Here is a 12,877-nt window from a genome sequence, read left to right on the forward strand (position 1 = left end):
GATTAACACCCAGCCGGATGACCCCAGGCAGCAAAAAGCCCGCATTTGCGGGCTTTTTGTCACTCAACCGGTATAGCCCCAACAGGAATCGAACCTGTATTTCAGTCTTAGGAGGACCGCGTTCTATCCATTGAACTATAGGGCCATAGTTGTATCAGTGGGGAGGGAGGAATCCCGTACTGCTTCGTGCTTTACGGCTTCCTGCCTCGCCCGCGATAATAGCATGTGTAGCGCGCCTTGAACGATCTTGGCAGCACTTTCGGGTTGCAAACAAATCGCTGGCGCAGGCATGCCGTAGCGGTCGCAAGACTATCACAAAACCCTTGCTGACAAAAAAGTAGCAGTACGGTTGGGACAAGCAGAAGGCGTCTACCGGCGAGTCTCGTAACGATCGAGTACTTCAATCGTAGCGGCGTGCCTCTTGAAAAACGCTTCTTCTATGAAATGTCGCCGTATTGTTGGGAGGCGCCTTCGGCTTGTCCCAATCAACCTCGCTGGGAGATGAAACTGTGAAATTTTCAACCTATGCTCGTGGCGTAATTTTATAGGCGGTGAAATAGTAGATAAATGTTAAAAGCAAGGGTCTGAAAACTATGTGATATCACGTAGCCAGCATGCAACCTTGCCCTTCCTGAACTAACACGTTTTTCCATGAAATCCACCGCATTGTTGGGCGGTACCGTTCACCTCACCTTGACCGTGTATTGATGATTGAAGTGCGCGCTCAGATGGATTTCAAAAGTTGTGTGCAGTGAATTAAAAATTCACCTTTCTGCCTTGCAAACAAAGTTTCGCCACTCCACTCTGGAAAGAGAAATATTCCATCAAGTGTGGATTCAATCGGTGGGTGCAACAGAATGAAACAAAGCAGCTTGGGTCAAACGTTAATTCGTATACGGACGATCAGGCTGCGAACCGATAAATGCAGTATATGGAGAAGAGCACCATGAACAAATACATATGTGCCGTATGTCTTGGGATCATGTCCAGCATGGCATTTGCCGACGAAGTGCATGTAGGCGTGTTTATCCATTCACCGAACGTCTATCAAGACAAGCAGACAAACGTCATACGTGGCCCATCGATTGACTACATTACAACCAAACTGAGGAAGATGGGGCACACTCCCGTCGTTGTGGCTCAGCCCTTCCCGAGGCTGATGTTATCTCTGGAAAATGGTGACGTTGATCTTACTTTGGAGATTGCCAAAAATCAGGATAGAGAAAGGTTTGCCTATTTCTCAAAAAAACCTATCTACATCATGCGGCCCGGAATAACCGTGCTGGTTGGTAGCAAACTCAGTAAAATTGAATCTGTCAATAACCTGAACGGCATGACATTAGGTTTTCTTGCGGGGGCTGCAATCCCAGATTTCTTTGCAAACCAGCCCGCCGTTAAATTTGATCTGGTTTCGGGAGACGATTGGTTGGCGAAAAATCTGGGGAAATTGTTGGCCGGACGAGTTGATGCGGTGTTTGACCAAAATGTTTACTCCTATCTGGCCGAGGCGAAAAAGAAGAATATTGGAGATAAAATTAAAACGATACCGTTGCCGGTCAAAGGCACTGAAGCCTTTGTTGCATTCTCAAAGAAATCAGCCGTTGGGGCAAAACTGCTTAAAGAGTTTGACGACGCCAATGATGACAAGGTGGATGTTATCAACTCCATGATAGAGAACGAATTGGCGAAGAGCGACCATTAAAAATGCGCCACAAGAATCGGTGGCATTTTTGAATAATTAGGCTTGTCAGGCAACGACCAACAAAAAGGCCCGGAATTTTCCGGGCCTTGCCTATTCAAGCAGATGATGTCGTTTATTCGTCGCGGTGGGCGCGGCTGAAGTTGCGGCGGCCGCCTTCGGTGGGAGGCCGGGGACGGGCGGGGCGGTCACCGGTGGGGGCGCGGTCATCACGGCGGTGGGCAAAGCCTTGGCCTGCGGGACGGGGGCGGTCGCTGAAGCTACGTTCGCCTGTGCCAGCAGGGCGCTCACGGCGTTCGGTGCTAGGGCGCTCGGCACCAAAGGCGGGGCGATCTGCGCCGAATGCCGGGCGGTCAGCACCAAAGCGGCTGCGACCGGAACCGGAATCGTTGCGGTCGGTACGCGGGCGATCACCAAAGCGGCGTTCGCCGGTGCGGGCGGGGCGACTACCTTCGGAGCCACGACGTTCGCGTTGCTCAGGATTGACGCGGGGTTCCAGCCCGGCAATGACCTGGGCAGGGATGCGCTGGGTGGTGAAGCGTTCGATGGCGCGGACCTTGAAGCGTTCGCTGGCCATGGCCAGGGTGGTGGCGATGCCAGCACGCCCGGCACGACCGGTACGACCAATGCGGTGTACGTAATCTTCCGGCTTCATCGGCATGCCGAAGTTGATGACGTGGCTGATGTTGGGGACGTCGATGCCACGGGCGGCCACATCGGTGGCGACCAATATCTTGATGTGATCCCGGCGCAGGCTCGTCAGCGTGCGGTTGCGTTTGCCCTGGGGCATATCGCCGTGCAGCGCAGCGGCAGCGAAACCCTTTTCGTTCAGAGTGTCGGAGAGCCAGTCTGCATCGCGCTTGGTGGCTACGAATACGATGGCTTGTTGCACGTCTTCACCGCGCAGCAGGTGGTCGAGCAGGCGCAGCTTGTGGCTGCTGTCGTCGGCCCAGTGCAGGTGTTGGGTGATGTCGGTGTGGCGGTCGGTTTGGGAGGCGAGCGCAATACGCACAGGGTCTTGCAGCATGCCTTGCGCGAGGCGGCCGACTTCGCCGCCGAATGTGGCGGAGAACATGACGGTCTGGCGGTCTGCAGGCAGTGATGCGACGATCTGGTCGATGTCTTCCTTGAAGCCCATGTCGAGCATGCGGTCGGCTTCGTCCAGCACAAGCATTTCGCAGCGGGAGAAATCGATGCGACCACGGCCGATGTAGTCCAGCAGACGGCCCGGTGTGGCGACCAGGATGTCAACCGATTGGCGCAGAAGCTTGATCTGTGCCGGGTAGGGCATGCCACCCACGACGGTGACGACAGACAGACGCTTGAAGGCGCGGCCATAGGTGATTGCGGATTTGCCAACCTGTTGGGCCAGCTCGCGCGTGGGGCAGAGTATCAGGATGCGCGGGCCGATGCAGCCGGTAACGGTGGTGTTTTCGGTGAGGCGTTGCAGCGCGGGCAGCATGAAGGCTGCGGTTTTACCGCTGCCAGTGGCGGCAGAGACCATGAGGTCAGCGCCGGTGAAGGCGGCGGGGATGGCTTCGGCCTGAACAGAGGTGGGCGTGGTGTAACCGGCAGAGGTTACAGCCTTGAGAATGAGGGGGTGCAGGCCCAGTGAATCAAAAGTCATAAAATTCCTGTCAAGGGTGCGCGCATCCAGACGCAGACAAGCTGCCGCCGGGTTGGGCGCTGAAAAATCACGAAAACCGGGGTGCAGACAGGTAATGCAGCAAAAGGGGAATAGTTCGCAGCAGCCAGATGGCTGTGAAAACGGCATCCTTCAGCGGCATCCAGGCAGGCTGGTGGCGGATACGTGACACGCGCGTTGCGCAACAATCGCAACGCAAATGCATCGGCGCCAACCAGAACAACAAACGCGCAAGACTCCGGTTTGAAGGGGGAATGCGTCAGGAGGGGTCAGAGACGATGAACCAGGCTCGATACAAAAACTCGGGCATAAGGGGCAGCACTATACAGGAAAATTCTGTATACGCAAGGACTTATGGAAAATTATTGTGCAATGCGCGTTTTGTGCAAAACGTCCAGTTACTCCGGGCGCTCGTGGCGACATCATGGGGTTGGGGTGGTCACTGATCCTTGGGAATTGGCGGGTATTTCACCGCATTCATGGCGATCTTGTTGCGTACGGCTGAATCCAGATCGATTTCCAGGATCATTGCCAGGCGCATGAGGTAGAGCAGCACGTCGGAGATTTCCTGGCGTACATGCTCGGCCTTGTCGGTGCGCATGATGGATTCGGCTTCCTCATCGGTGAGCCACTGGAAGATTTCCGCTAGCTCGCCCACCTCGCCAGTTAGGGCGAGCAGGATATTGCGTGGGGTGTGGAAGCGATCCCAGTCCCGCTCGCGGGCAAATTCCGCGAGCCGTGCTTCCAGGGCGTGGGTGTCGAGCAGGCGAGGGCTGCCTGCAGACTCAGAAGGTGTAGCCAATGACGGTCTCCTCCGGATCGAGTTTGTTGAGCAGGCGCAGCAAGGGGTGTAGTTCCCGGTAGCGTTTGCAGACCGCGCGCAGGTAATGCATCACTAGCGGCATGTCCTTGAGATAGCCGTCTTTGCCATCGCGGTGCCAGAGGCGGGCGAAAATGCCGAGCACCTTGATGTGGCGTTGGGCACCCATGAACTCATAGTCGCGGTGGAATTCGGCAAAGTCTGCACGGACCGGCAGGCCGATGTGGCGGGCGGTTTCCCAGTAGCGGGCGAGCCAGTCCAGCGTGCGCTCTTCTTCCCAATGGATGTAGGCGTCTTTGAACAGCGAGACCAGATCGTAGGTGAGCGGGCCGTAGACTGCATCCTGAAAATCCAGCACACCTGGATTGGGCGTGCTGAGCATCAGGTTACGGCAGTGATAGTCGCGGTGGACGAAGACCTGGGGTTCAGCAAGATTAACGGCGAGGATTGCGTCGAAGACCCCATATAGGTCATTCTTCTCATTTTCGGTCAGGGTGACGCCTTTGTGGTGTTCAACGTACCATACCGGGAACAACTCCATTTCGCGCAGCAGGTGGGCCTGATTGTATTCGGGCAATGCGCCGGGGTGGCTGGCGCGTTGGATGCTTGCCAGCGTGCCCAGGGCATCTGCGTACAGATCGGAGGCGTTCTCGGGGGTCAGGGCCGACAGGTAGGTGGTCGAACCCAGGTCGGAGAGTTCCAGGAAGCCTTGCTCCAGGTCGTTGGCAAAAACGCTTGGTACATGGGCGCCTGCTTCTCCGAAGAGGTGCGCCACATGGATGAATGGGCGGCAATCTTCGTGGCTGGGGGGGGCGTCCATGATGATACGGGTTTCGCCGTCGTCGAAACTGACGCGGAAGTAACGCCGGAAACTGGCATCGGCAGAGGCCGGTGCGATGGAATAAGGGTGGCCGGGATGCAGTTTTTTGATCCAGGCTTGTAATAGTTCAAAACGATCCAATTCAGGCTCCCACGGCTGAGCTGAGGCTTCATGTAGAATGCGACCCCGGATCTTATCAAACGTGGCGGCACTTGGGCCGCTTCGCTCAAGCTTCTAATGTTCATGACGCGTCCTGACCCTACTGCTACACATCATCATTCAAGCCCTGCCTGCTTCCGTCTGAGCGGGCTGGCGCTCGCTGTTATGGCGGCTTTGCCTGCACCTGCCCACGCGGTGGAAAAGGACGCGGGGGAAACGCGCATTTCCGCCGGCCGGATAGAAGGGCAGGACGAGGTGGAGCTTCGGGCGATCGAGGGCGTCAAGGTCGAGCGCAGTGGCGCGGTGTTGACGAGTGAGCAGATCAAGATGGATCTGGGCACCAACAACGTGGATGCAGACGGCGACGTGCTCTTGGTGCGCGACCAGGACCGCATCAAGGGGCCGCATGCCCGCGTTAACGTTGATACGTGGTTCGGCGTGGTGGAGTCTCCCGAATATGCCCTGCGGCGCACGGCACGCGCAAGAAGCGCGAAGATGTTTGCCAATTCGCTCCAGCGTGGTGTGGCGGGCTCGGGGACTGCCGACAAGATTTACCTGGAAGGCGAAAACCAATACCGCCTGACCAATGCCACCTTTTCGTCCTGTAAGGCGCCTAACCCAGCTTGGTATCTCAAGCTTGGGGAACTGCGGTTGGACTACGACCGCGAAAAAGGGCAGGGGAATAACGCGGTGGTGGTCTTCAAAGGTGTGCCTATCGTCTATACCCCTTGGCTGGAGTTCCCCTTGAACGGGGGGCGTCAGTCCGGTGTGCTGCCCCCTACCTTTGGCAGCTCGTCGAACACAGGGATCGACTTGACGCTGCCGTACTATTTCAACCTGGCCCCCAACTACGATTTTACCTTGGCGCCACGCTACATGTCACGGCGAGGGTTGCAGGTGGCCTCCGAGGCGCGTTACCTGACGGCGACTTCCGGTGGCACGATTCGTAACGAGTTTCTGGCTGACGATCTGGTGACCAAGACCTCGCGTTCCTTGTTCATGTTCACGCACAACCAGAGTTTTGGCAGCGGGCTGACGGGGGCTATCGATTTCAACGCGGTATCGGACAAAACCTATTTTACCGACCTCAGCTCACGGATCACCTCTACGTCTTTGACCAACCTGAACCGCCAGGCGACCTTGAACTACAACAATGGTAGCTGGCTGTCGGGAACGATGTTGGTGCAGTCTTTCCAGACATTGAGCGGAGACACGCCTTATGAGCGCTCCCCGCAGATTTCGTTTCTGCCGCAAGTTGCAGATTTCCATGGTTTTGCCTTGCAGATGCCGGTGCAGTACACCAACTTCACCCACCCTTCTGCCGATACCGGACAACGGACGATCATGTACCCGCAGATCTCCTTGCCCATGCGCAGTGCTGCGTATTACCTGACGCCCAAGATCGGTCTGCATCTGACCAATTACGATATCGACCGCCGTACCACGACCGGGGATTCACATCTGCAGCGGGCGGTGCCGATTGCCACGCTAGACACTGGCGTCAAGTTTGAACGTGAGTTCCAGATCGGCGATGCAACGCATATCCAGACGCTGGAACCCCGTTTGTACTACGTGCGTGCTGCCTATCGAGATCAGAGCAACTACCCCGTATTTGATACGGCAGCGGCCGACTTCAACTTTGCACAGATCTTCTCGGAAAACATTTATTCTGGCCAGGATCGGATCGTCAATGCCAACCAGATCACGGCCGGGGTGCAGTCCCGTCTGATCAAGGCTGATACCGGCGAGCAATGGTTGGGGATGGCCCTGGCGCAGCGCTATTACATGGCGGATCAGCGTGTGACGCTGCCCAACGAAACAGCGCGTACAGGGCGGGTGGCTGATATCCTGGCGGCAGTATCCGGCAAGGCCTACCGTAATGTGCTGCTGGATGCAGCCGTGCAGTACGATCCGCGTGCGGGGCTGTTCGAGCAGACCTCTTTTGGGGTGCGGTATCAGCCGGGATATGGCAAGACGGTGTCGTTTGCCTATCGCTTCAAGCGCAACGATACGTTGAACGGATATCGTGATATCGACATCACCTTCCAGTGGCCGCTTTGGGGAAGCTGGTATGGCGTGGGGCGTTACAACCCCAACCTGCAGGACCACAAGTTGACAGAAGCCCTGGCCGGGGTCGAGTACAAGGCCGATTGCTGGGTGTTCCGTGGGGTTTGGCAGACCTTGTTGAACACGACAGGGCTGCGCAACAACTCCTACTTCTTCCAGATTGAACTAAATGATTTTGCCGGGATCGGAACGAATCCGGTGGGATTGCTGCGCCGTAACGTGAGTGGTTATGGCAAGATCAACGAAGCACCAATAGGCAGTGAAGTGTTTTCCGACGAACAATAAGCAGTGCTGAAAGCGGACGTAAAGATGCAAGCATTTTTCAGGATTCCCCGACTCCTCTGTGCTGTGGCACTCATGGCGGCGCTGTCTGCCCAGGCCCAGGTTCTGGACAAGGTGGTGGCGGTTGTCAACAAGGACGTGGTGACGCAATCCGAGTTGAACACACGCCAGCAATTGATAACCAGCCAGCTCAAGCGCAAGGGGACTGCGCTGCCTTCGGCCGCACAGTTGCGTAGCCAGGTGCTGGAGCGCCTGATCATGGAACGCATCCAGCTGCAACAGGCGGAGGCCGTGGGCATCCGGGTGGATGAATCGATGCTTGATCGGGCGGTGGGCCGCATTGCTGAAGATAACAAGATGGACATGGCTGCGTTCCGCAAGGCCGTAGCCGATGAAGGCTTTAGCTGGGAACAGTTCCGTGAGCAGATCCGGACGGAAATTACCCTGGCCCAGCTGCGCGAACGCGAGGTGGATAGCCGCATCGACATCACCAATGCCGAGCTTGAAGCCGCGTTGAACAATCAGGACAACAACGCGATGGCTTCCAGCGAATTCCAACTGGCCCACATCCTGTTGCGTGCGCCGGAAGGGGCTACGCCAGAGCAGTGGAAAGCCGTGACCAGGCGTGCTGAAGACGTGCTGGCCTTGATCAAACAGGGGGAAGACTTCAGCAAGGTGGCTGCCACCTACTCCAACGCGCAGGATGCTATGCAGGGCGGCATGTTGGATTGGCGCCCTTTCCGCCGTCTGCCGGAGATCTTTGCTGAACGCCTGACCGGGATGAAGAAGGGGGACGTCAGCCCCATTCTGCGTAGCCCGGTGGGGCTGCATATCTTCAAATTTGTCGATATGCGTGAAGCGGCCCAGACCAAAACCGAGATTGAGCAGACGCATGCCCGTCATATCCTGTTGCGTGCCAGCGATACGATGAGTGAAGCCGAAGCAGTGCGCCGCCTGAGTGATCTGCGAGACCGGATTCGCAATGGCGCGGATTTTGGCGAAATTGCCAAGGCCAATTCCAGCGATCTGTCTGCGGTCAAAGGAGGGGATCTGGGCTGGATTTCCCCAGGGGACACGGTGCCGGATTTCGAGCGTGCCATGAATGCGCTCAAACCCGGTGAAGTCAGCGATGTCGTGCAGTCTCCATTCGGATGGCATCTGATCCAGGTGATCCAACGCCGCAAGATGGATGTGACAGAAGAGCGTCGCAAGTTTGAAGTGCGCAAAGCCTTGCGTGACCGCAAGAGTGACGAGTCCTATGAAGATTGGCTGCGTCAATTGCGTGATACGGCATACGTTGAGATCAAACCCGAAGACTACTGATTATTTAGCATAAGGCCGGCACCGAAAGGTGCCGGATTACCATGCATCCTGTTATTGCCATAACTTCTGGTGAGCCTGCCGGGGTTGGTCCGGAACTCTGCACCGCCCTCTCGCAGCGCCACTGGCCTGCACGTCTGGTGGTGATCGGAGACAAGGACCTGATCGCACAGCGCATGGCTTCGGCCAATCGCCATGTGGCACTGCGCCCGTTTCAGCGTGAGAACATTCCCGTGCCCGGTACGCTTGAGGTGTTGCATATTCCGCTGGAAGTGCCTGCGCAGCCGGGCGTGCTCAACCCGGCCAATGCGCGGTATGTGCTCAAGACGCTGGACCGTGCCATTGATGGTTGCGTGTCCGGTCGATTCTCCGCGATGGTGACTGCCCCTGTACAGAAAAGCGTGATCAATGACGCCGGGGTGCCGTTCTCTGGGCATACCGAGTATCTGGCTGAACGGACCCACACCCCTCAAGTTGTGATGATGCTGGCGGGGGAGTATGGCGAACAAACGGCTTCACGATGGATGCGGGTGGCATTGGCCACAACCCATCTGCCATTGCAGGGGGTGAGTGCTGCCATCACGGCAGAAGGGCTGGAACGCAGCCTGCGCATCCTGCATGTTGATCTGCAAAAGAAATTTGGTTTTGCCAACCCCAGAATTCTGGTTGCTGGCCTCAATCCCCATGCGGGTGAAGGCGGCCACATGGGGCGTGAAGAGATTGAAATCATCACTCCCGTGCTGGAGCGGCTCCGTGCAGAAGGTATGAACCTGATCGGCCCCCTGCCTGCCGATACCCTCTTTACCCCTCGTCAGCTGGGCCGGGGGGACGCGGTGATGGCGATGTACCATGACCAAGGCCTGCCGGTGTTGAAATTCGCCACCTTTGGCGGTGGCATCAACGTAACCTTGGGGCTGCCCATCATCCGTACCTCTGTTGATCATGGCACGGCGCTGGATCTGGCAGGTACGGGGAGCGCGGACCCCGGCAGCCTGTTTGCCGCCGTCGATTGTGCCCTGAGCATGATCCAGGCACAGCAGCTCACTGTCTGAGCTTGCGGTTTCAATCTGTTTTCTTTTGAGAACCCTTGGTGTTTTGATGAAACGTCTTTCTGTATTGCTGTGTTCTGTGGGCCTGCTGGCCCTGAGCGCATGTGTGGGCCTGGAAACCAAGTCTGATACCCCGCCCGTCAAGCAAGTGGTGACCACGCCTGCGGTTGTCAAGGTCAAGCCAAGAATTGCGCTGGCCCTGGGCGGCGGTGCGGCGCGTGGTTTTGTGCATATCGGTGTGATCAAGGCGCTGGAGACCAGTGGCATTACCCCGGATATCGTAGTGGGGACCAGCGCGGGGAGTGTGGTAGGTTCCCTCTATGCATCAGGCAATGATGCCTTTGCCCTGCAAAAGATTGCCTTCCAGATGGAGGAAAGCGCCTTTACTGACTGGGCGATTTTTGACCACGGCTTCCTCAAGGGCGAGGCGCTGGAGAAGTTTGTCAATCAACAGGTTGCCAACAAGCCCATCGAAGGCCTCAAGCGCAAGTTTGCAGCGGTGGCGACGGAATTGAATAATGGCTCGATGACGGTGTTTACCTCCGGCAACGTGGGGCAGGCCGTGCGGGCTTCGTCCTCCGTGCCCGGCGTGTTCACGCCGGTGGTGATCCGTGGCAAGGAATATGTGGACGGTGGGCTGGTCAGCCCCATTCCGGTGAAGGCAGCCCGCCAGTTGGGGGCAGATATTGTCATCGCGGTGGATATCTCTGCCCGCCCTTCGGGCAAAGCCAATCCGGGTAGCGTTGATGTGATGCTCGATACCATTGCAATCATGGGAACGACCATCGGTGCCTATGAATTGCGTGACGCAGACATCGTGATCCACCCTGAAACAAAGGGCTTGGCTGCGGCCAACTTCCAGCAGCGGCATGAGGCTATTATGCGTGGTGAGCAGGCCGGTTATGCCGCCATTGCCAAGATCAAGGAGAAGATTGCTGCATTCAGCAAGTAAGAGTCGGTTTTTGGCCTGACCGCGAAAAAATGCATCAAGGCTTGTGTGCTGCACCCCTTGCTGCCCCTTTGCGATAGATCGTAGACCGGCTTTGGAATGTAGATTCAGTATCGCCCTGGTGTGAGACGGCAGAGCAGGCTAGACTAGGCCCGTTCTGCCGTATTGTTTTGTGTTTTTTGAAGTGGATTGTGAGCCGCTTCCAACAAGGATTGCCCCATGCCGCAAGGCCATATTGCCCGCAAGCGTTTCGGTCAGAATTTCCTTTCCGACCCCAACATCATCCGCAAGATCATCAGCTCCATTGCCCCCAAGCCGGGGCAGGCGGTGGTTGAGATCGGACCTGGCCTGGGCGCACTGACCCAGCCTCTGCTGGTGGCCTGTGGGCACCTGCATGTGGTGGAGATTGACCGGGACCTGATTGCCCGGCTCAAGCAGACCTACACCCCTGAGCAACTGACGATCCATGAAGGGGATGCGCTCAAGTTCGATTTCGCAAGCCTGCCTGCCCTGCTGCGCGTGGTGGGGAATCTGCCCTACAATATCTCTACGCCATTGCTGTTTCACTTTGCTGGCTATGCCGAACGGGTGGAGGACATGACCTTCATGCTGCAAAAGGAAGTTGTGCAACGTATGGTGGCCGAGCCGGACACCGAGGAATACGGTCGCCTGTCCGTGATGCTGCAATACCGTTTTTACATGGACAGCCTCTTCGATGTCCCCCCTGGCGCTTTCCGCCCCGCCCCCAAAGTGACTTCCGCCATTGTCTGGATGAAGCCCCGGCCTGCGTCGGAGTGCGCCTGCAAGGATGAGGCCTTGATGGCACGCATCGTCACCGCAGCTTTCGGCCAGCGCCGCAAAACCCTGCGGAACACCTTGCGTGAATGGCTGGATGAAGAGGATTTTGCTGCCTTGGGCATCAACCCGCAGGCACGTGGTGAAACCTTGGCCGTGGCTGACTATGTCAGAATAGCCGATCATATTGCAGCAAAGCGCTGACGCAGCCCTGATGTGTATGTATTCTGCATAAAAATTCTTTCTCCTCGATATACGCGCCCATCATGACCACTACCAGTCATCCCTACGATGCTTTGACGCCGGACGTGGTGCTGGATGCAGTTGATGCCACCGGGCTGCATGCCGATGGCCGTCTGCTGGCGCTCGCCAGTTATGAAAACCGGGTCTATCAGGTGGGCCTGGATGATGAAAGTTTCGTGGTGGCCAAGTTCTATCGCCCAGGGCGCTGGAGTGACGCCGCCATTCACGAAGAGCATGCTTTTACCCAGGCGCTCGCCGAGAATGAAATCCCCGCCGTGCCTCCTCTGCGCAACAGCGCAGGAGATACCCTGAGCCATTTTGCAGGGTTCCGGCTGGCGGTTTTTCCGCGTCGTGGTGGGCGCACGCCAGAGCTGGAAGACCCGAGTGTGCTCGAATGGCTGGGGCGCTTCATCGGGCGGATTCATGCCCAAGGCGCACTGGCGACCTACCAACACCGCCCGGTGCTGGATGTGGAAACATTTGGCCGCCTACCTGGGCGCTTTCTGCTCGAAGGGGGCTGGCCTCCGCCTGAAATCCGCACTGCATACGAAGGCGTTTTGCAGCAGGTGCTCGATGGCGTTGCTGCCTGCTTCGAGGCGGTGGGCAGCATCAAGATCATCCGCCTGCATGGTGACTGCCATCCAGGGAACGTGCTGTGGACCGATCAGGGGCCGCATTTCGTGGATTTTGACGACACCTGTACCGGGCCATCCATCCAGGATCTGTGGATGCTGCTGTCTGGCGAGCGGGCCGAGATGACCCGCCAACTTGCCGATCTGGTCGCAGGTTACGAGGATTTCGCCGAGTTTGATCCACGGCAGGTCCGCTTGATTGAAGCACTGCGCAGCTTGCGCCTGATTCATTATGCCGCATGGTTGGCACGGCGCTGGGACGATCCGGCTTTTCCGCACTCCTTCCCCTGGTTCAACACCCGGGCGTGGTGGGATGAACATATTGCCGCACTGAATAATCAACTTGAACGCATGGCACAGCCGTGGCTGTTCTGAATAATTTATTGGCATTGTGATG

General features: G+C 57.2%; 10 protein-coding genes and 1 tRNA gene. 7 read left to right on the forward strand and 4 right to left on the reverse strand.

The window, feature by feature from the left end:
* Positions 1–73: 73 nt before the first annotated feature.
* Positions 74–145: transfer RNA gene (locus B145_RS0120575), tRNA-Arg, on the reverse strand.
* A gap of 801 nt (positions 146–946) precedes the next feature.
* On the opposite strand from B145_RS0120575, the gene B145_RS0120580 reads away from it, so the two are divergent.
* Positions 947–1,702: a substrate-binding periplasmic protein gene (locus tag B145_RS0120580; RefSeq protein WP_018609844.1), complete on the forward strand. Its 756-nt coding sequence runs from the start codon at positions 947–949 to the stop codon at positions 1,700–1,702.
* A gap of 112 nt (positions 1,703–1,814) precedes the next feature.
* Here the strand turns inward: B145_RS0120580 and B145_RS0120585 are convergent, their stop codons facing one another.
* The 3 genes from B145_RS0120585 to B145_RS0120600 form a co-directional block, all read right to left on the reverse strand.
* Positions 1,815–3,326: a DEAD/DEAH box helicase gene (locus tag B145_RS0120585; protein WP_018609845.1), complete on the reverse strand. Its 1,512-nt coding sequence runs from the start codon at positions 3,324–3,326 to the stop codon at positions 1,815–1,817.
* A 457-nt stretch (positions 3,327–3,783) separates the two neighbouring features.
* On the reverse strand, positions 3,784–4,146 hold the full coding sequence (locus B145_RS0120595; RefSeq protein WP_018609847.1) for a nucleotide pyrophosphohydrolase: 363 nt from the start codon (positions 4,144–4,146) through the stop codon (positions 3,784–3,786).
* A complete protein-coding gene (locus B145_RS0120600; protein WP_018609848.1) occupies positions 4,130–5,125 on the reverse strand; it encodes an aminoglycoside phosphotransferase family protein in 996 nt (331 codons plus the stop codon). Before B145_RS0120600 ends, B145_RS0120595 begins: the two co-directional genes overlap by 17 nt.
* A 102-nt stretch (positions 5,126–5,227) precedes the next feature.
* Here B145_RS0120600 and B145_RS26490 point away from each other — a divergent pair, with 102 nt between their 5' ends.
* From B145_RS26490 to B145_RS0120630, 6 genes are all read left to right on the forward strand, one after another.
* Complete coding sequence (locus tag B145_RS26490) at positions 5,228–7,495, forward strand: LPS-assembly protein LptD (protein WP_157288555.1); 2,268 nt, start codon at positions 5,228–5,230, stop codon at positions 7,493–7,495.
* A 24-nt stretch (positions 7,496–7,519) separates the two neighbouring features.
* A complete protein-coding gene (locus tag B145_RS0120610) occupies positions 7,520–8,815 on the forward strand; it encodes a peptidylprolyl isomerase (protein WP_026259341.1) in 1,296 nt (431 codons plus the stop codon).
* Between the two features lie 41 nt (positions 8,816–8,856).
* Positions 8,857–9,864: a 4-hydroxythreonine-4-phosphate dehydrogenase PdxA gene (gene pdxA, locus B145_RS0120615; protein WP_018609851.1), complete on the forward strand. Its 1,008-nt coding sequence runs from the start codon at positions 8,857–8,859 to the stop codon at positions 9,862–9,864.
* A gap of 46 nt (positions 9,865–9,910) precedes the next feature.
* Entirely contained in the window at positions 9,911–10,813 is a 903-nt protein-coding gene (locus tag B145_RS0120620; RefSeq protein WP_018609852.1) for a patatin-like phospholipase family protein, read from the forward strand.
* A gap of 216 nt (positions 10,814–11,029) precedes the next feature.
* Positions 11,030–11,809 (forward strand): 16S rRNA (adenine(1518)-N(6)/adenine(1519)-N(6))-dimethyltransferase RsmA, encoded by a 780-nt coding sequence (gene rsmA, locus B145_RS0120625; protein ID WP_018609853.1) that lies wholly within the window; start codon positions 11,030–11,032, stop codon positions 11,807–11,809.
* 62 nt (positions 11,810–11,871) lie between these two features.
* Entirely contained in the window at positions 11,872–12,855 is a 984-nt protein-coding gene (locus B145_RS0120630) for a serine/threonine protein kinase (RefSeq protein WP_018609854.1), read from the forward strand.
* Positions 12,856–12,877 lie beyond the last annotated feature (22 nt).

The organism is Uliginosibacterium gangwonense DSM 18521 (assembly GCF_000373965.1).
Taxonomy (GTDB): domain Bacteria; phylum Pseudomonadota; class Gammaproteobacteria; order Burkholderiales; family Rhodocyclaceae; genus Uliginosibacterium; species Uliginosibacterium gangwonense.